This window comes from Streptomyces sp. NPDC058086, from assembly GCF_042885015.1.
Lineage (GTDB): Bacteria > Actinomycetota > Actinomycetes > Streptomycetales > Streptomycetaceae > Streptomyces.
The window spans coordinates 40,588-58,487 of sequence record NZ_JBHVST010000043.1 but is presented as its reverse complement, the minus strand read 5'-3'; the positions used below and the strand labels follow the sequence as shown (position 1 = coordinate 58,487).

Genomic DNA, 17,900 nt, shown 5'->3' with positions numbered 1-17,900 from the left:
TCAGGCGTGGGTCTTGGCCAGCACTTCCAGGATCTCGTCCGTCGTGCCCGTCTCACCGAGACGCGGGAAGATCCGCTCGACGCTGTTGCGGTGGGTCTCGGCGTCGATGTCGGACATGGCGTCGGTGGCCAGGGTGACGTGGTAGCCGTGCTCGTGGGCGGCGCGGGCGCTGGACTCGACGCCGATGCTGGTGGCGATGCCGACCAGCACGATCTGGGTGATCCCGCGGCGGCGCAGCTGCAGGTCGAGGTCGGTGCCGTAGAACGCGCCCCAGTTCCGCTTGGTGACGACGATGTCCTCCGGGTGACCGGCGAGCTCGTCGACGAGGACGTCCCAGCCCTCCGGCCAGACACGGGGGGCGCGGGCGGGGCCGTCGATGCGCCCGGGCACGCCGTCCGCGCCGTCGGCGGCGGCGGTGACCCGGACGAGGACGACGGGGAGGCTCTGCTCGCGGAAGGCGTCCGCGAGCCGGGCCGCCCGCTCCACGACCTCGGCGGCCGGGTTCGGGGCGAGGCCCGGGTTTCCGGCGATGCCGTGCTGCAGGTCGATGACGACGAGCGCGGTGTTCGGGTCGAGCGTGGTGACAGCCATGGTCAGGCCTTTCGGGGGGGAGGGCGCGAGGGTGCGCAGGGATCGGTCGAGCAGGGTCACCGCCAGGAGCAGCGCGGCTCCGGCGAGCATGAAGAGGGCCAGGTGGTGCAGGCCCCCGGTGTAGGCGCCATGGGGGAAGACGGCCGCGTCGGCGGCGGAGGCGACCTTCGCGCCGAGGTACATGAAGGTGCGCAGGAGTCCGGCCGCGGAGCCCACGCGGGCGGGGTCGGCCTGCCGGTGGAGTCGGAGCGAGCGAGTCCGGATATCTTGGGCATCACGGCCGGGTGAGCCGTTCCAGTACGGCCATGGCCTCGATGACGGTCTGCCGCTCGGCCTCCGTGCAGCGGTCCTCGAAGGCCCGGGCCAGCCATTCCGCACGGGCCTGCCGGGTGCCCTCGATGCGCTCGCGCCCCGCGTCGGTGAGTGTGACGAGCTGCCGCCGGCCGTCCCCGGGATCGGGGTTGCGCTCGATCAGCCCGTACTGGTCGAGCGCGGCGAGCGTGGCGGCCATCGACTGCGGGCGCACCCCCTCGGCGGCCGCCAGTCCACTGGCCGTCGCGGCGCCGCTCTTGCTCACCAGCGTGAGCGCGGACACCTGGGAGGGCGTGAGGTCCTGCGCCTCCCCCTCCGTCTCGGCGACCTCCCTGATCCGCCGCCGCAGCCGGTTGAACGCGACCCGCAGATCCCGCGCGGCACGCGCGGCGGACCCGGAGACGCCGTCGACACCTTCGGTGTCGTCCCTGCTGTCACTGCTGCCGTTCATGCCCCCACGCTAGGACCTTCAGTCCAGACTGTCCAGTTGAGACTGCACAGTCTGGGCTGAGCAATTCGCTGATGCGGGGAGAGCCGACGGAGCCGGAGAGAAATCCACGGGCGCTTCTCGCACGCCCCGGGCAGGATGTGCCCCCGTGAACCACATCCTGTGCGGGCTCGCCGCCAACCCGGCCCTCCCCGCCGAGCTGGTCGACCGACTGATCGCGGTCGCGATCGCGGAGACAGACGCAGACGCGGAGATCGCCGCGGAACTCGCCGCCCGCCCGGACCTCGGCCACGCGCAGGCACGCGCGCTGGCCGCACGCGCCGAGGACATCGCCGTACGCCTCGCGTACGAGGGACGGCTGACATCCGCCGACATCGATCCCGTGGCCCAGCCGCAGGCCGCGCTCGCCCTGCTCGACACGGGGGCCGGTCCCCCGGAGTGGGCACGCCGCTTCGCGACGGATCCGGTCACCGAGCGCCGCGCGAAGCTGGCCGCCTGCCCGGACCTGCCACCCGACGTGACGGACACGCTCGCCGCCGACTCCGAGATCGCGGTCGTGGCCGAGCTCGCGCTGTGGACCACGCCGGACATGGCCGCCCGGCTCGCGCGACACCCGCACGCCGAGGTCCGCCGCGCGGTGGCGGTCAACGAGGCGACACCACCGGCCGTACTGGAGATGCTGCTGACCGGGGACGGGCTGCCTCCGGCGCGGCGCTGCCTGGTCTGCGACCGAGAGCGGACTCCGGCCGCTCTCGCTCGCCCGCGCCCGGCCGACGACCTGCCGCCGGGCGCATTCTGCACCGGTTCCCACGAGTCCACCCTGCACGAGATGTGGCGGCAGGCACTGAGCAACCCGGCTACCCCCGCCCGAGCCGCCGCCGGTTTCGCCGACCATTCCTCCGGCCTGCTGCGCTGGGCGCTCGCCGCCCGGCCCGACCTGCCCCCGGAGGCAGGGCGACGGCTGGCCGACGACCCTCTGCCCGGCGTACGGGCCGACCTCGCCGAGAACCCCGCGCTCGACGCCGCCCACTTGCGCGCGCTGGCCACCGACGTGAGCCCCGACGTACGGCGCAGCGTGGCTCACAATCCCCAGGTACCACTGGACGTGCTGGCCTCCTTGGCGGGCACCGCCAAGATCGGCGCGACCCTGCTGCCACGGATCGCCGCCGCCACCCCTGCCGAGGTCGAGGAACTGGCCGAGTCGCGCGACCCGGTCGTACGGATGCTCCTCGCCGCACGACGCGATCTGCCGCCCGGGATCCGCGACGCGCTGGCCGCCGACACCGACGCGAAGGTGCTCAAGTCCATCGCCCCTCACCCCGGCCTCTCCGAGGCCCGGCTGCGCGCCATGATCGACCGTCACGGAGTCCGGGTGCTGGCCAGGGTGGCGACGAACCCGGACGCGTCGCCGTCCCTCCTGGAGCACGTGACGAGACACGACCCACCGGTCCAGAAGGCGTTCCGCGAGGTGGCCCGCCACCCCAACGCGACGGCGCCGTCCCTGCTCGCCTGCCTGACCGACCGACAGGCGCGACCGGCAGCCGCCGCCCACCCGTCCCTGCCCGCGGAGGTCATCGTCGAACTGCTCAGCGACGACGAGGGGCGGGTGGCGGAGGCGGCCGCGGCCAATCCGTCACTGCCCCGGGCCGTGATGGCGAAGCTGACCCCCTGATCCCTCCAGGGCGAGGAACGGCTCCAGCAGGCCGAGGAGCCGCTCCGGGCGGTGCAGCGGGATGATGTGTCCGCAGTTCTCGATGACGTGGCCGATCAAGTGGTCGGCCACCGGCCGCAGTTGTCGTTCGAGCGCACTGCCCACGGGGCGGGCGCCGATGGCCATGGTGGGCACGGCCAGCCGGACCGTCCGAACGGCTTCCTGGATCTGCCGGGCGCTTTCGGGCAGGGCCCGGTAGTACGAGAAGGCGCAGCGCAGGGCCTCGGTGCCGGTGTACGCGTGGACGAAGGCGTCACGGATGGCGGGATCCACGCCCTGCCCGAGAGTGCCCGCGTCGAGGAACCAGTCGATGTACCGGTCCTCGTGCCCGGTCAGAACGGATTCCGCAAGGCCGGATTCCGCGTGGAAGCCGAACCACCACGGCGCGCCGTGGGCGAGGAACTCCTCGGCGCCCGGCAGCCTGCCCACCAGCGACTCCATGACGACGAGTCGCCGGACGAGGTCGGGGCGGCGCATGGCAAGGAGGAAGGCCGGCGGGGTGCCCGCGTCGATGCCGATCACGGCGGCGGAGGTCTCTCCGAGGGAGTCGAGGAGGGCTTCGGCGTCGGCCGCGAGCGTACCGGCGTCGTAGCCGCCCGCGGTGCGCGCGCTCGCGCCGCATCCGCGCAGGTCCGGTGCGATGACCCGGTACCGCCCGGCGAGCCCGTCCAGGACGTGGGTCCACAGCCGCCAGGTGTGCGGGAAGCCGTGGAGCAGCAGGACGGCCGGGCCCTCGCCGGCCAGGGCCACGTTGAGTGCGACGCCGTTGGCTTTGACCTGCCGGAGTGCGACGGACATGAGACCTCCAGGAGCCGGGGGCGGTTACCAATGGTGACAACCAAACCGTAGGTAACTAGCCTGGGGACGCCAAGACGGCACTTCTACGACAGGTGGTGAGCTCCAGGTGACCCCCTCATGACCCCTTCGCCGCCGCAGCCCCGCGACGGGAATCGCGGGGATCTGTTCGATCCGCAGTGCCCGACCCGTCGCCTGCTCGACCGGATCGGTACGAAGTGGATGTCGATGGCCGTCAAAGTGCTGGCGGAGGCATCCCCGGAGGAGGTGCGCTTCGCGGAACTGCGGCGCAGGATGCCCGGGGTCTCACAGAAGATGCTGTCGGTCACCCTCCAGGGCATGACCCGCGACGGCCTGGTCGACCGCAGGGTGGAGCCGTCGGTGCCGCCGCGCGTGTACTACCGGCTCACTCCGCTCGGCCTGTCGCTGGAGGGCCCGCTCGCCGTGGTCAGGGCCTGGGCCGAGGAGCACATGGCCGAGGTGGACCGGGCCAACGCGCGCAGCCGCGAACTCACCGACGACGACTGACGGTTCGGGCCGCCGCGACAGGACGTCGTCCGACCTGGACGCCCCACCCGTTCGCGTGAAGTCCCCGAAGGAACTCGCACCTCAAATTCGAACAGGCGTACCATTGCCGCGTGGCTGCGACCTATGACTTCCCGAGTGACCTCCTGGCCGGCCAGGAGGAGCTGCATCAGGTCCGGGCGGAGCTCCTGGCCCTGCTCAAGAGGCTCCCCTGGTCGGTGGAGCCCCTGGACGGCTTCAGCGACGACAAGGGCTGGCGCAAGGTGGAGCGCCCCGCCTCCCCCGGCTGGACACCCGACGAACAGGCCGAGGTCGAGAAGCTCCGCCAACGCGAACGAGAACTCGCCGTCTTCGTCACCTGCCACCGCTTCTGGTCGGCGGTCGCCCCACCTGACACGGTGGACGCCCGCGCGAAGCTGAAGCACGCCCACGAAGGGCCGCCACAAACGTCGTAAATCCGTATCACTCCGGGTGCGAGGGAGCCGCCGCGTGGCGACAATGAGTCACCGGCGTTGACGCGGAGGTACTCATGCCCATGCTCCTCATCGAGGGCGACTACCGGATCCTGAACGCGAAGCCGGACGGCGACACCGTCCGCTTCGACCCACACGACGCGGCCTTCTGGTACGAGATCCCCGGCACGCACAAGATCGACAAGACGCACCGGAACAGCCGTGGCGGCGCCAACCTGCGGCTCGACGCGATCGACGCGCTGGAGACCCACTATCTGGGCGCGGGCCCGCACGAGGTGCACCAGCCACTTGACCTCGCCCACGCCGCCCGCGACGAGCTGCTCAACTGGCTCGGATTCACCACCGTCCAGCACGCGGGCGAGAAGGTCACCGCCAGCACCCCGGAGAGCGTGCCCGGTTTCGTCCTGGCGAGCGGGATCGACGTACACAGCCGCTGCGTCGCGCTGGCCGGTCGCGGCGCGCCACCCGCGGGCAAGAAGAGCGGCGACTGGATCACCGTGGACGTACCGCTGCTGCGCACCACCGCCAACCACCACCTGCTCGCGCTCGGCCTGGTCTTCCCTACCTTCTACTCGGACCTCTTCCCCGACCTGCGCACCGAACTGACCGCGGTGGCCCAGCAGGCGAGGTCGGCGGGTCTCGGCGTATGGGCCAAGGACAGGACGACCGCCGGCGCGGCGATCACCGGCCTGTCCTCCCTCACGGACGACCTGGTGCTGCTCCCGAAGCTCTTCCGCCGCCTCGCGGACCATCTGCGCTTCGCGCCCGACTCCTCGCTGGACTGCTTCCCCAGCTACCTCTTCGGCGGCGCCGACCGATTCCGCATCCTCTCCCAGGGCCCCACCGCCAAGACCATCACCGGCCTGCACCACGTGGTCGAGGTCGACGGCGGGACGGTACGCATGACCCACCCGATCGAGGATCTGGTCTTCGCCGAGGAATGACGAGGCCGGACGTTCGACTGCCAGAACTCTCGATGGCCAGAACTCTCGACCGTCCGAACTCTCGCTTGTCCGAACTCTCGCTTGTCCGAACTCTCGGCCGTCCGAACTCTCGGCCGTCCGAACTCTCGACCGTCAGGACTTCAGAAGTCCGCCCACCCACCAGTCACGCGGTTCACCCCTGACCACGGTGCGATGGCGCAGCGTTCCCTCGACGGTGAAGCCGAGCTTCTCTGCGAGTGCGCGGGAGGGCACGTTCCCGACCATCGCCCACCACTCGATCCGATGCGCCCCGAGCACGGCGAAACCCCAGTCGCACAGAACCCGGGCCGCTTCCGCGGAGTACCCCCGGCCGCGCTGCTCCTTGGCCGCCCAGTAGCCGAGTTCGTAGACCCCCTCGGAGAGCCTCGTCAGACAGTACGAACCGACCAGGGCACCGTTGTCCGACCGGAAGGCACCCAGAATGTGGTCGCGATCCCCTGCCCAGCCCCGGGGCGCGGTCTCCCCGACGTACTTCTCGGCATCCTCACGCCGAAACGGCGACGGCGCCGGCGTGTAGTACTGGATGTCCTCGTCCTGACAGGCCGCGTACACCGCGTCCGCGTCGGAGAGGCCGAAGGGCCTGAGCAGAAGTCGCGCGGTCTCCAGAGTCACGGGATCCATGGCCGCAGTATGGCCAGCACCCACAAGCGCAACCACCGATTTTCCGGCGCCCTCGGGTCCCGCTACGGCATGCCCGGCACGGTCCTGATCCAGCGGCGGAGCACCAGGCCGACCTGGACCTCAGATCTCCATCGCGCAACCCAAAGGCACAGCAAAATGCGCGATTATGGATGAATGGGATGTTTTGGAATGAGGCAGGGAGTCGCAGATGGACGCCTCGGGCGAACTCCTTCGAGGGGCTGACCCGGCGGCTCTTCTGACGCTGGGCGGTGCTGTCCGCGGCCTCAACGCTGCGATGGCCACAGCACTGGGCAGGTCTGAGGAGCAGTGCCTGGGACGTGACTTCGGTGATCTGTGGCCCGCAAGCCAGCGAATGTCGGCCGAGAGCCTGGTGGCCCACGCCGCCAAGACGAAGGCGGTCGCGATGCGGGTACTGGACTTCCCCGCGCGAGACGGAGCACCCGTTGCCAGCTTGATCGAGGCGCGGTCGGTCAAGGATCCCGACAGTGACGAGCAGTTGGTCTGGGTGCGCGCACTGGACGCGCGGAACGACCTGACCAGCCTGTTGATCCCGTTCCGGATGGCCACCACGGCCGCCCGTCTCGGCCTGTGGATGTATTCACCCGATGACCACCAGATGGAGTGGCTCGGTGGCGCACCCGCCGTGGCCGCGCTCTTCCCGGATGCCGCTACGCCGCTTTCCAGAGTGGTATTGGCAGTGCACCCTGACGACCGGGGGGCCTTGCGGCAGCTCCTGCGCTCGGCCTCCACCCAGCAGTCCCCCTGGGTGAGGGTGCGGTACCTCCCCCAGCACGAGGGCTGGCACCAACTGGCCGCCCAGACCCGTCGGATCCAGTTGGGATACGGCGGCCCCGAGCGGATCTTCGGGCTGGTCCGCGACGACACCAAGCAGGAGAAGCGCAAGGAGGAGGCGCAGGCCGCACTGACTGCCGAGCGACAGCGCGCCAAGGACATCGCCGACTTCTCTTCCGCCTTGATCACCGCAGCCACGGAGCAGGAGCTGCAGCAGGTCGCCCTGACCCGGCTCGCCGCGACCTTCGGCGCCAGCGGTGCCCTGCTCGCGCTTGTCGACGAAGGCCGCCTGCGCGTCTCCACCGATGCCGGGATAGCCATGTGGGAGGTCGACGTCATGCACGGCCTGCCGCTGGACCATCCGAGTGCCTTGCCCGAGTCGATCCGCACCGGCAAGCCGCAGCTCATCCTCGACCGGCAGGATTACATCCGCCGCTGGCCACACGGCGCTGAATTTCCGCGGCTCGGCCTACTCGGCTCCGACTACGCCGCATCCATCACCCCCCTCAGCGAGGCAGGCAATCAACCGCTCGGGGCGTGGCTGGTGACCTACGCCAGCGGACACCGGCCGTCCCTGGACGAGCGGACCCTCATGGGTACGCTGGCCGACCTGGCAGGCCAGGCACTGAGGCGCATCAGGTTGCAGCAGGCACGAGTCGAGCTGGCCACGGCGCTGCAGAAGACCATGCTTCCCACGCTGCCCGCGCACCTCGCGGGCCTGGAGGTCGCCGCCCGCTACCGGCCGAGCCGGGACGGGCTGGACATCGGCGGAGACTGGTACGACGCCTTCGTGATGCCCGACGGCACGGTCGCAATGGAGATCGGCGACGCCCAAGGACACGACGTGGACGCCGCCGCAGCCATGGGACAGGTACGTGCCTCCATCCGCGCGATCGCCGCCCACGAACCGGATCCCGCAGCCGTGCTGACGCGCACCAACGAGCTGCTCGTGACGATGGGCGCGGCACGATTCGCCAGCTGCACCATGCTGCACATCGACCCGGGCGACGGACGCGTCACCGGCGCGAGCGCCGGCCATGTGCCGTTGCTGTGCGCACGCAAGGACGGCAGCCACAGCATCCACGAGCTGGCGGGCGGGCCGGTCCTGGGAGTCGTGCCCGACACCGAGTACCGCGAAGAGACCTTCACCCTGGACGAGGACAGCGCGCTGGTGATGGTCACCGACGGAGTGGTCGAAGGACCGGGCCTCACGTTGGAAGCCGGACTGGAGCGAGCAGGAACGCTGGCCGGCGCGGCCCTCCATGACGGATTGAACGCCGAGGAGACCGCCGACCGCGTCCTCGACACCGCGGTCGCGGTGGACCACCTCGACGACGTGGCCGTACTGGTCATCCGCCGCGCATGACGCCACCCTCGCGGAAAGATCAAGGCCCAGATCTCCGGGTACCCACCCGCTGATCTGGGCCTTGCTCGTGTCCTGAGACTGGTGGGCGCGGACGGTTTCGAACCGCCGACATCCGCCTTGTAAGGGCGGCGCTCTACCGCTGAGCTACGCGCCCAGGACGAGTCGACAGCCTACATTGCCCGGGGGGATGCCCCGCAAACCCGTTTCCGGGGGTTAACCCCACCTCAGGTCCGGGAGCAGCCCGGATCCCCCGGCGCATCCCGGAACCGTACGGTCGAAAGGCGTCGAAGGGCATCGGAGCGCGTCGGCGTTCATTCCAGGGGGAGATCTTCATGGCTCGGACAAAGACACCTGCGCGGACGGCGGCCGTCGCCGGTGCCGTCGTCGCTCTCGTCGCGACCGCCGCAGGCTGCGGGGCGAGTGCCGGGGACGACAGGCATCCGGAGCATCGGGCGTTCGCGCTGCACGGTCGTACGCTCACCGTGGACTCGGACGACTCCGCGCTGGAGCTCGTGGTCGCCGAGTCGGCCGAGGCGGACAAGGTCGAGGTCACCCGGTGGTTCCAGGGACACGTCGTCGTCGGTGGGGGTCCGCGCGTGACCTGGGCGATGAAGGACGACCGGCTGACGCTGCGGATGAAGTGTTCCGGCGTGGTCGCCGACTGCAGCGCCAAGCACCGGATCGTCGTGCCGCGCGGTGTCGCGGTGAAGGTCGTGGACGGGGACGGGAGCATACGGGCGGAGGGGTTCAAGGAAGCGGTCGGGATCCGTACGTCGGACGGGAGTGTCCGCGTGACGAACTCCTCCGGCGCGCTGGACCTGCGTACCGCCGACGGCTCGATCCACGCCCTCGGCATCGACTCGCGCCGCGTGCGCGCCCAGTCATCGGACGGGTCCGTACAGCTCGAACTCGGCGTCGTACCCGACCTGGTCGAGGCCCGCAGCCAGGACGGTTCGCTCACCATCGGGCTGCCCCACGACACCTATCGGGTGACGGCCGAGAGCGGGGACGGATCCGTGCGGGTGTCCGTGCCCCGGGACCCGGCCAGTTCCCATGTGGTGTCCGCCCACGCGAACGACGGAAGCATCACAGTACGAACCGCGAACTAACCGGCCCGTGTGTTCGTCCTTAACCGGTGGGAGAATGAACCGGCAAGGCGGATGACAGCACGGGAGAGGGATGTGACGGCGACACCTTCAGAGCCGTACACGCCGTTTGCGCCACGCGCGCAGTCGGTACGCCGTCAGCCCCATCGGTGCCGTGACGTGCTGACCCTCGTCACCCTCCCGCTGCTCGCCGCCCTCGTCCTGCCCGCCGCCTTCGCCGGTGGCGGCACCCGGCGCTGGTTCGGCGGACGCGCCGAGAGTCAGCGGGCCGAGGCGCAGGCCGCGAAGGACGCCGCCGCGGCCGCGTTCTACGAACTGGACAGCGCCCAGCGCGATCTGCGGATCTCGATCGAGACCATCACCGCCGTCGACGACTCTCCCGCGGCCCGCCGCGCCGTCTCCGACTTCGAGGCGCTTGGCCGGCGCATCGACGAGGCCAGTCAGAAGTACATCGAGGCCGTCGACGCCCACGACCTCGACCGGGACGAGCTGGACGCGTCGGTCGCCACCCGCGCCCGCGCCGAACTCACCGCAGCCAAGGACCAGCTGGGGCGGGTGAAAGGGGACCTGGACCGGTTCACGCAGGGGCTCGGGCCGCTGCTCGGTAAGGCCGAGACGCAGCTCGCCCGGCTCGCGCCCGCCGTCGAGCGCGCCCGCCAGGCCCTGCTCGCCGCCTCGAACGCCCTCGACGGCGCACGGGAGACTGGGCTCAGAGCCGATGATCTCGCCGGCCGGCTCGCCGCGCTCGGGCCCGAGCTGACCAAGCTCAACCAGGGGGCCGGACAGCACGGCGTACCGGAGACGCTGGAGCGCGCCGAGCGGGTCTCGCGGGAGGCCGGGGCGGTGCGCGCGGAGGCCGAGCGGCTGCCGGAGCGGGCCGCGGAGATCGACCACCGGCTGGTGTCGCTGCGCACCCGCGCCCAGGCGCTGACCACCCGCGCCGGGCAGGTGGAGCCGGTACTGAGCGAGCTGCGGCGCCGGTTCGCGGCCGCGTGCTGGCAGGACCTGCAGCACGTACCGGAGCAGGCCACCGAGAACGTACGGCAGGCCGAGCTGAAGCTGAAGGAGGCGCAGGTCGCGCGCGACGCGCAGCGCTGGCCGGACGCCACCTCGCTGCTGTCCACGGTCCGCGCGCTGCTGAACGGCACCGACGAGGCCGTGTCGGCGGCCGGCGACCGGCTGCGGCGGCTGAACGCCGTGTCCAAGGACCCCCAGCAGGAGATCGACCGCACCCGCTTCGCCATCCGGGACGCCCAGCGCCTGGCCATGTCGGGCCGCAACACCCCGGATCCGCGGCACGCCCGCCCGCTCGACGACTCCGTCGCCCGGCTGGAGCGTGCCATCGCCGCGCTGGAGGGGCGCCACCCCGACTACTGGCACTTCCTGACCGAGACGGAGGCGGTGCGGGCCACGGCGGCCAGGGTGGTCTCCCAGATCCGCGAGGAGCGCGGCGGCCCGGTCTGAGCTTCTGCCGTACCCGTCGTGCCGGTCTCCGGTACCGCCGATCCCGGCCTCCGGTGTCGGCGATCCCGGTCCCCTGTGTTGGCGGTCCCCGGCCTCCGGGCGGATGCTGGGATGTACGTACGGCCTCCGCTAGCTGAAGAGGGAGGCGGACATGGCCACGCACGTACTTCGTCCCGGAACCCGACGACGCATCGCCTTCGACGACCATCTGCCGGTCGATCACCGGCTGAACACGTTCTACCGGATCGGCGCGGGCCTGATGGGCCTCTTCCTGCTCGCCTTCGGCATCCTGGGCCTGACCAACAAGGTCGGCTTCTTCACCACCCACGGGGACACGGTCATAGGGCTGAACACCAACGGCTCGCTCAGCGTGCTGTCCATCTGCGTGGGGCTGCTGCTGTTCGTGGGCATGGTGATCGGCGGGAACTTCGCCTCGACGCTCAACATGGTCTTCGGCGTCCTGTTCGTCCTCAACGGCTTCCTGAACCTGGCGCTGCTGGACGGCCGCTACAACTTCCTCGCCTTCCGCATCCAGAACGTGCTGTTCAGCTTTGTGGTCGGCGTCCTGCTGATGTTCTTCGGGATGTACGGGAGAGTCGGCTCGGCCCTGCCGCACGACAACCCGTACTACAAAGCCCGCCACCCCGAGGAGGCCGAGCAGGCGGAGCAGATCCGGGCGCTGCGGGAGTCGGCCTCGGCAACGGCCCTGCAGCAGTCGCACAGGGCCGCGCCGACGCCCAAGGCCGTGGGCGGCACGGAAACCGAGGCAGCGGAAACCACCGAGGCAGCGGAATCCAAGGCGCCGGAGACCAAGGCATCGGAGACCAAGGCATCGGAGACCAAGGCCGCCGAGCCGCCCAGGACCACGGACCCCTAGGTCACCTCAGGTGACCAGGTGATCAGGTGCGGTACGCGTAGTACGCCGAGGTCGGGTACGACGCGACGATGCTCGACAGCGACCGGCGGTAGGTGTCGGCGTCGTGGTACGTCAGGTACGGGACGCCGCTGGAGCTGCGGTAGGACGTGATCATGGTGTGGTCCTTGGACCCGTCCTTGTCGAAGTCCACCTGCAGGACGTCACCGACGTCCATCTGGTAGGCGTTCGCCAGCGGCGCGGTGCGCTTGGCGGTCTGGGTGAACCAGGACCACTCGTTCACGCCCGCCCAGGAGTCGGACTGGCCGTTGGCGACGTAGTACCAGGTGTCGTACTCCTCCGGAGTCACGGTGCTGATCGGCTGCCAGCCGCCCGCCAGCAGGCTCTGGCTCACGAAGTTGGTGCAGTCACCGCCGACACCGTTGAACTTCCGGTAGGCCGTGTTGTAGTTCTTCCAGTACTTCTCGGCGTAGGTCGCCATCGCCGCGTAGTCGTACGCGCCTCCGGTGAGCTTCTTGGGGTTGGCGGGCGCGGGATACGTGGTCGCTGCCGGGGGGGCGTCGACAACGGCCATCGGAGTCCTGCGCGCGGGGGCGGCGGTGACGGGTTCGTTGACCTGGCGGGGGCCCTTGTCGGTCGTGCGCAGGCCCGAGAGCTTCCAGGTGCCGTCCGGCTGGGCGGCGAAGGTCAGGACGTGGTGTGCGTTGAAGCCCGTGGTGTCGGGTTCGTCGCCGCGGATCTTCTTGTACGTGAGGACGGTGGTCTCGGTGACCCAGGCGGTGGCTACCTTGCCCCACCTGCGCGTCCTGTCGACGGTGACCTTGGTGTCGGCTGCGGTGTAGGCCTCACCCAGCGCCGCGAGGCGGGAGCGGGTGCCGCGCAGGGAGGTCACCGCGGTGTCCTCCGTCTTCGTCAGCGCGGCGGTCAGCTTGACGCCTCCCGTCGACTTCGACGCGAGGGCCGTACGGGGTGCCGCCTGGCTCTTGTCGAGGAGGGCCGCCGTGCGGTCGGTGAGCACGGCGTCCGCCATCCGGCCGAACGCGTCGGTCGTCGCCCGGTTCACGGTGACGGACGCGGTCGCCGCGTGGGCGGAGGAAAGGGGAAGCAGCACTGCGGAGACGGCGATCGCCGTCAGGGTCGAGCATCGGCTCAACGTCTTCGATCTCACTGAGGACTCTCCTTACACCCGATCAGATGCCGGGGAGGGAATCTTTACACGTCCTCCTCAACTGTGGTGAACCCGGGGGGATTTCATGCACGCCCAGGTCAACTCCCTTGAGAAAAGAGTAAGTTGACGCACCCAGAGCCAGGACGCCGTTCACGGCTACTTCACCACCGTCGACCAGTCCGGGGACTGCGCGGGATCCAGACTGCGCAGGCGCTCCAGGGTTTCGGGCTTCTGCACGTCGAGCCAGTCGGCCAGTTCACGGAAGGACACACAGCGAACGCCCTTCTTCGTGCACACGTTCTTGACGACCTGGTCGATGGACTTCATGTAGATGCCACCGTTCCAGTTCTCGAAGTGGTTGCCGATGAACAGCGGTGCGCGACTGCCGTAGTACACGCGGTTGAAACCGTCCATGTACGACGCGACGGTCTCCTGCTCCCACTCGGGGTACTTGGCCGGGTCGCCCTCGGTCGAGTCGCCGGACTGGTTGGCGAGGAAGTTGAAGTCCATGGACAGACCTTGGAACTTGCCGCCCTCGTAGGGGAGCAGCTGCAACGGGAAGTCCCAGACGCCCTCCTTCTTGTTGGGCCATATCTGGAGGTTGCCCGAGGAGCTCGCGTCGTAGCGCCAGTCGTAGTCCTTGGCGGTCGCCTTCATGGCCTTGAGCAGGTTCTTCTGGCCCTCCAGGCAGGGCGCGCGACCGCCGTTGACCTCCTTCGCGGGGTCGAACGGCAGGGCCGGCAGGTCGGTGTAGCCGGTGTTGGTCTTCCACTTCTCGACGAACGAGAAGAACTGGTTGATCTCGCTCTCCCACTCCTCCACGCTCCAGTCCCCGCCGCCCTTGTCCTCGCAGAAGTGACCGTTGAAGTGGGTGCCTATCTCGTTGCCCTCCTTGTACGCCTTGCCGAGCTCCTCCAGCGTGTCGCGGATGTGCTGGTCGGTGGCGTAGCTGATCGCCGCGGCGCCCGGCGCGTGCATCGGCGGTTTGTAGAGCGTCTTCTTGTCCTTGGGCAGCAGATAGATGCCGGTCAGGAAGAACGTCATGTGAGCGTTGTACTGCTTCGCCAACTCCTGGTAGTGCGTGAAGAGCTTGTCGTCGCCCTGGAGGGCGCCGTCCCAGGAGAAGACGACGAACTGGGGTGGCTTCTCACCCGGCTTGAGCGGGACGGGCTTCAACTGGCCCTTCTGCGGACCGGTGTAGGACGTGGAGCCGTCCCCGAGCACCTTCGTCTTGCCGTCCCACGGGGGTTCTTTGGTCGTCTTGGTGGCGCTGGCCCCGGAGCGAGGGCCGCCGGCCGAGGCGGCAGGTGTGGTGTTGTCCGAGTGGTTCAGGGCCAGGTAGGTGGCGGTCGTCGACGTCACGACGAGGAAGGCCGCCATGGCCACGAAACCCTGGCGGGCGGAACCGGGAGCGGGTGCGGGTTCGCGGCGGCGGTGACCGCTGTGCTTCGAGTTCATACGGGGCACATTCTGCGAGGGGGGTGGAAGGAGCGGGCGGGGGCCTTTCGGCCATCGGGATGCGCGGTGGCCTCTCGGCCGTCGGGGTGGTCGGCCTCGTGGCCGTCGCGGTCAGCCGAGCGGGCTCATGGCTCCGGCCCAGATGCCGTACGGGACGTCGTCGGCGGACGCGCCGGCGAGCCCCTTGAGCGGCAGTGGTTCGAGGCTCTTGGTCAGGTCGATGCGGTAGAGGACGATCGCCGTCGACACGGAACGGTTCGTGCCGACGTACCAGGCGGCGGTGTCGTCCGCGGTGGTGCCGGCCTTCCCGGCCGTGTCCGGTGCGCTCTGGGCAGCGGTGGGGTGCGCCGTGCCGAAGGCGTCCGTGAGCCCCTCGGTGACCTCACGGGCCACCTCGGCGCTCACCGCGCGCTGGGGGCGGGGGGTGTCCAGGGCGACCTGGGAGCCGTTGCGGGTGATGCGTCGCACGGAGTACGGCTCGGTGTGCGACCCGCCCGCGGCGAAGGTGGCGTAGGCGTTGGCCATCCGGATCGCGCTGGGTGTGGAGTTGCCCAGGGACAGCGCGGGCACTTGGGGTCCCATGGTCGACGAGAGCAGCCCGGCCGCTTCGGCGGTCTGCCGCACCTTGTCCAGGCCCGTGTCCATGCCGAGCTGCATGAACGGCACGTTCACGGACTCGGCGAGCGCCTTGCGCAGGCTGATCTGCCCCCAGGACTTGTTGCCGTCGTTGTGGGCGGCGACCTTCTTGTTGGCGCGGTCCCAGTAGGGCCCTTCGGGTGTGGTGACGGGGATGTTGTCGTCACCGTCGTAGAGCGTCTCCGGCGTGACCGGTGTCGCCGTACTGTCGCGGGTCTTGTGGACGCCGTGTTCCAGCCCGGCGGCGTAGACGAACGGCAGGAACGCCGAACCGGCCGGGACGGTGGTCGCGTTGGACTCGTTGTAGCCCTGCGTACGGTGGTCTGGGCCGCCGTAGACGGCGAGGATCTTGCCGTCGGCGGCCACCGAGGAGGCCCCGTAGTGGGCGGTCTTCGCCGTCTTGGGGTCGTCCTTCAGGGCCTTTTTGCGGGCCTTGGCCACGGCGTCGGCGAGCGCCGTCTCCCGCTTCCGGTCGAAGGTCGTGTAGATCTGGTAGCCGCCCAGGTCGAACTGCTGGTCCGAGATGTGCGCGGCCTTCTTGGCGTACTGGGTCGCGAGCTCCACCAGGTAGTCGCTCTGCTTGCCGGTGTCGAAGGTCTGGGACTGCGTGGTCGGCTCGGGGAACTTCGTGTACTTGGCCCGCTCGGCCGGTGACAGCTTGCCGATCTTGACCATGCGGTCGAGGATCCAGGACCAGCGCTCCACGGCGCGCTTGTGGTTCGCCTGGCTCAGGGTGGGGTCGTACAGGCCCGCGCCCTTCAGCAGACCCGCGAGCATCGCGGCCTCGCTGGCGTTGAGTTCGCCGACATCCTTGCCGTAGTAGGCCTGGGCGGCGCGCTGGATGCCGTACGTGCCGCGGCCGAACCAGCTGGTGTTGAGGTAGCCCTCGAGGATCTTGTCCTTGCTCATCTTCTGGTCGAGCTTGAGGGAGATCATCGCCTCGGTGAACTTGCGGCTCACCGAGCGGTTCTGGTTGAGGTAGACGTTCTTGACGTACTGCTGGGTGATCGTCGAGCCGCCCTCGGTGTTTCCCTCGCCGATCGTGCGCACCAGGGCGCGGGTGATGCCCTTGAAGGAGATGCCCGGGTCGGAGTAGAAGCTCTGGTTCTCCGCGGCCAGCACCGCCCAGCGCACGTCCTGGGGTATGTCCTTCAGCGGCATCGCCTGCCGCCGCACCCACCCGGTACGGGCCATGGGCGTCCCGTCGGACCAGAAGTAGACGTTGTCCTGCTGGGTGGCGTACGTGTTGAGGTTCTGGGGTATGTCTGTCGCGGCATAGGCGATCACCAGAAACGTTCCGCTCAGCCCGATGGCCAGGCCCCAGGCGCCCAGCCACTGACGCCAGGAGGGCACCCAGCGCCGCCAGCCGGTGCGTCCGGGGCGCGGGTACGCCGGTTTCAGACGGCGGGCGATGCGCGCCCAGCGTCCGGCGAGCGCGGAGGGCATGGCCGGTTTGCGCCGGGTGCCGCGATGGCCGGAATTCGTCCCTCGATCGGCGCGTTGTGCGGGGTCCTCCGCACCTGAGCGCGCCTCGATCTCGGCAGGAGTCGGGACGCGAAGCTGAGTGGTCTTCTCGGCGGGACGTTCGGCGCCGGGCGGGAGGCGGAGCTGAGTGGTCTCCTCGGCGCGGGGCGGGAGGCGAAGCTGAGTGGTCTCCTCGATGCCGGGCGGGAGGCGAAGCTGAGTGGTTCGCTCGGCGGGAGTCTCGTTCTCCGTGTCCTCCGCACGACGACTCGCGGAGTCTTCCGCACGACGGCTCACGGAGCCTTCCGCACGACGGCTCGCAGGGTCTTCCGTGCGACGGCTCGCGGGCCGTTGCGGACCGAGCCCGCGGCGATTCCGGCGGTCGTCGCCCTCCCCGCTAGCCACGGCGGGCTCCGGCGCGTGGACGGCCCAGAGGATGCGGGGCATCTGTTCGATGCCATGCCTCGGTCACGACTGCGTCTCCCTCCGCACTTCGGAATTGCGCGCGCGGGTAGATGCAGCTGCCGCACATGCGGCTGCGAGCCCCCCTCCCCGACCTTGCGGCTCGTCGCGGCCCTCTTAAATTATCAGCGACTAATCCGATCTCCTCGCCCAGGAACCAGACAGAAATGTTCAGCAGGTCAAGTCGGCCCTCTGAAGGCATCGGGCGGGAATCGGGGAGGAATCGAGGAGGCCCGGGTTCCGGACCACGGCGCCACCCGGTGCGCGAACGGGCCACGGAAGGCTTCGATCGTCGGTCCCCGGCCGCTAACCTGTGGGTATGCCTCGCTACGAGTACCGCTGCCGGACCTGCGGCGACACCTTCGAACTGAGCCGCCCCATGGCGGAATCCGCCGCTCCGGCGGACTGTCCCGCCGGGCACGACGACACGGTGAAACTCCTGTCGACCGTCGCGGTCGCCACCGGCGGGTCGGCGTCCGCGCCCGCCCCGCGCCCGTCCGGAGGGGGCGGAGGCGGGTGCTGCGGCGGCGGGTGCTGCGGCTGACCGACCAGGATTTTTCAGGAAGTCTTCAGCTTTTCTTCGCCCGAATCCTCCGCGCGGCCCGGGCGTGTCGCACTCTCAGGCCCTAC

The 17,900-nt window shown here is 69.9% G+C and carries 16 protein-coding genes and 1 tRNA gene; 9 read left to right on the top strand and 8 right to left on the bottom strand.

Annotated elements, in window-relative coordinates:
- Together ACFVWD_RS29465 and ACFVWD_RS29460 are read right to left on the bottom strand one after the other, a co-directional pair.
- The gene (locus tag ACFVWD_RS29465) at positions 1–591 is read right to left on the bottom strand and encodes a hydrolase (RefSeq protein ID WP_389600450.1); all 591 of its coding nucleotides are present in this window, start codon (positions 589–591) and stop codon (positions 1–3) included.
- Positions 592–865: 274 nt separating this feature from the next.
- On the bottom strand, positions 866–1,354 hold the full coding sequence (locus ACFVWD_RS29460; protein ID WP_389600412.1) for a MarR family winged helix-turn-helix transcriptional regulator: 489 nt from the start codon (positions 1,352–1,354) through the stop codon (positions 866–868).
- Between the two features lie 145 nt (positions 1,355–1,499).
- Here ACFVWD_RS29460 and ACFVWD_RS29455 point away from each other — a divergent pair, with 145 nt between their 5' ends.
- Complete coding sequence (locus ACFVWD_RS29455; RefSeq protein ID WP_389600411.1) at positions 1,500–3,023, top strand: hypothetical protein; 1,524 nt, start codon at positions 1,500–1,502, stop codon at positions 3,021–3,023.
- Here ACFVWD_RS29455 and ACFVWD_RS29450 read toward each other — a convergent pair.
- Positions 2,985–3,860: an alpha/beta fold hydrolase gene (locus ACFVWD_RS29450; protein WP_389600409.1), complete on the bottom strand. Its 876-nt coding sequence runs from the start codon at positions 3,858–3,860 to the stop codon at positions 2,985–2,987. The genes ACFVWD_RS29455 and ACFVWD_RS29450 overlap by 39 nt on opposite strands.
- Positions 3,861–3,977: 117 nt before the next feature.
- On the opposite strand from ACFVWD_RS29450, the gene ACFVWD_RS29445 reads away from it, so the two are divergent.
- The 3 genes from ACFVWD_RS29445 to ACFVWD_RS29435 all read left to right on the top strand — a co-directional run bounded on the left by ACFVWD_RS29445 (position 3,978) and on the right by ACFVWD_RS29435 (position 5,799).
- Positions 3,978–4,385 (top strand): winged helix-turn-helix transcriptional regulator, encoded by a 408-nt coding sequence (locus tag ACFVWD_RS29445; protein WP_389600407.1) that lies wholly within the window; start codon positions 3,978–3,980, stop codon positions 4,383–4,385.
- 110 nt (positions 4,386–4,495) lie between these two features.
- Complete coding sequence (locus ACFVWD_RS29440; protein WP_389600405.1) at positions 4,496–4,837, top strand: hypothetical protein; 342 nt, start codon at positions 4,496–4,498, stop codon at positions 4,835–4,837.
- Between the two features lie 74 nt (positions 4,838–4,911).
- Positions 4,912–5,799: a nuclease gene (locus ACFVWD_RS29435; RefSeq protein ID WP_389600403.1), complete on the top strand. Its 888-nt coding sequence runs from the start codon at positions 4,912–4,914 to the stop codon at positions 5,797–5,799.
- A gap of 132 nt (positions 5,800–5,931) precedes the next feature.
- Here ACFVWD_RS29435 and ACFVWD_RS29430 read toward each other — a convergent pair whose 3' ends face one another.
- Positions 5,932–6,459 carry a GNAT family N-acetyltransferase gene (locus ACFVWD_RS29430; protein ID WP_389600401.1) on the bottom strand — a complete coding sequence of 176 codons (528 nt, stop codon included), beginning with the start codon at positions 6,457–6,459 and terminating at the stop codon, positions 5,932–5,934.
- A gap of 208 nt (positions 6,460–6,667) precedes the next feature.
- Here ACFVWD_RS29430 and ACFVWD_RS29425 point away from each other — a divergent pair, with 208 nt between their 5' ends.
- Entirely contained in the window at positions 6,668–8,638 is a 1,971-nt protein-coding gene (locus tag ACFVWD_RS29425; protein WP_389600399.1) for a SpoIIE family protein phosphatase, read from the top strand.
- Between the two features lie 79 nt (positions 8,639–8,717).
- On the opposite strand, the gene ACFVWD_RS29420 is transcribed toward ACFVWD_RS29425, so the two are convergent.
- A tRNA-Val gene (locus ACFVWD_RS29420) sits at positions 8,718–8,792 on the bottom strand.
- 178 nt (positions 8,793–8,970) lie between these two features.
- Here ACFVWD_RS29420 and ACFVWD_RS29415 point away from each other — a divergent pair.
- The 3 genes from ACFVWD_RS29415 to ACFVWD_RS29405 all read left to right on the top strand — a co-directional run bounded on the left by ACFVWD_RS29415 (position 8,971) and on the right by ACFVWD_RS29405 (position 12,085).
- Complete coding sequence (locus ACFVWD_RS29415; protein ID WP_389600397.1) at positions 8,971–9,747, top strand: DUF4097 family beta strand repeat-containing protein; 777 nt, start codon at positions 8,971–8,973, stop codon at positions 9,745–9,747.
- 72 nt (positions 9,748–9,819) lie between these two features.
- A complete protein-coding gene (locus ACFVWD_RS29410; RefSeq protein ID WP_389600395.1) occupies positions 9,820–11,208 on the top strand; it encodes a hypothetical protein in 1,389 nt (462 codons plus the stop codon).
- A 151-nt stretch (positions 11,209–11,359) separates the two neighbouring features.
- Positions 11,360–12,085: a DUF4383 domain-containing protein gene (locus tag ACFVWD_RS29405; RefSeq protein WP_389600393.1), complete on the top strand. Its 726-nt coding sequence runs from the start codon at positions 11,360–11,362 to the stop codon at positions 12,083–12,085.
- Between the two features lie 22 nt (positions 12,086–12,107).
- On the opposite strand, the gene ACFVWD_RS29400 is transcribed toward ACFVWD_RS29405, so the two are convergent.
- From ACFVWD_RS29400 to ACFVWD_RS29390, 3 genes are all read right to left on the bottom strand, one after another.
- A complete protein-coding gene (locus ACFVWD_RS29400) occupies positions 12,108–13,250 on the bottom strand; it encodes an amidase domain-containing protein (RefSeq protein WP_389600391.1) in 1,143 nt (380 codons plus the stop codon).
- Positions 13,251–13,406: 156 nt separating this feature from the next.
- On the bottom strand, positions 13,407–14,708 hold the full coding sequence (locus tag ACFVWD_RS29395) for a hypothetical protein (protein ID WP_389600389.1): 1,302 nt from the start codon (positions 14,706–14,708) through the stop codon (positions 13,407–13,409).
- A 111-nt stretch (positions 14,709–14,819) separates the two neighbouring features.
- Positions 14,820–16,790, bottom strand: a complete 1,971-nt coding sequence (locus tag ACFVWD_RS29390; protein WP_389600448.1) for a transglycosylase domain-containing protein — start codon at positions 16,788–16,790, stop codon at positions 14,820–14,822.
- Positions 16,791–17,589: 799 nt separating this feature from the next.
- Here ACFVWD_RS29390 and ACFVWD_RS29385 point away from each other — a divergent pair.
- Positions 17,590–17,814 (top strand): zinc ribbon domain-containing protein, encoded by a 225-nt coding sequence (locus tag ACFVWD_RS29385; RefSeq protein ID WP_101408169.1) that lies wholly within the window; start codon positions 17,590–17,592, stop codon positions 17,812–17,814.
- The last annotated feature ends 86 nt before the right edge of the window (positions 17,815–17,900 follow it).

Coding starts and splice junctions, on each gene's coding strand:
- ACFVWD_RS29465 (WP_389600450.1), bottom strand. CDS start 591: ATGGCTGTCACCACGCTCGACCCGAACACCGCGCTCGTCGTCATCGAC.
- ACFVWD_RS29460 (WP_389600412.1), bottom strand. CDS start 1,354: ATGAACGGCAGCAGTGACAGCAGGGACGACACCGAAGGTGTCGACGGC.
- ACFVWD_RS29450 (WP_389600409.1), bottom strand. CDS start 3,860: ATGTCCGTCGCACTCCGGCAGGTCAAAGCCAACGGCGTCGCACTCAAC.
- ACFVWD_RS29445 (WP_389600407.1), top strand. CDS start 3,978: ATGACCCCTTCGCCGCCGCAGCCCCGCGACGGGAATCGCGGGGATCTG.
- ACFVWD_RS29435 (WP_389600403.1), top strand. CDS start 4,912: ATGCCCATGCTCCTCATCGAGGGCGACTACCGGATCCTGAACGCGAAG.
- ACFVWD_RS29430 (WP_389600401.1), bottom strand. CDS start 6,459: ATGGATCCCGTGACTCTGGAGACCGCGCGACTTCTGCTCAGGCCCTTC.
- ACFVWD_RS29425 (WP_389600399.1), top strand. CDS start 6,668: ATGGACGCCTCGGGCGAACTCCTTCGAGGGGCTGACCCGGCGGCTCTT.
- ACFVWD_RS29415 (WP_389600397.1), top strand. CDS start 8,971: ATGGCTCGGACAAAGACACCTGCGCGGACGGCGGCCGTCGCCGGTGCC.
- ACFVWD_RS29405 (WP_389600393.1), top strand. CDS start 11,360: ATGGCCACGCACGTACTTCGTCCCGGAACCCGACGACGCATCGCCTTC.
- ACFVWD_RS29395 (WP_389600389.1), bottom strand. CDS start 14,708: ATGAACTCGAAGCACAGCGGTCACCGCCGCCGCGAACCCGCACCCGCT.
- ACFVWD_RS29390 (WP_389600448.1), bottom strand. CDS start 16,790: ATGCCCTCCGCGCTCGCCGGACGCTGGGCGCGCATCGCCCGCCGTCTG.
- ACFVWD_RS29385 (WP_101408169.1), top strand. CDS start 17,590: ATGCCTCGCTACGAGTACCGCTGCCGGACCTGCGGCGACACCTTCGAA.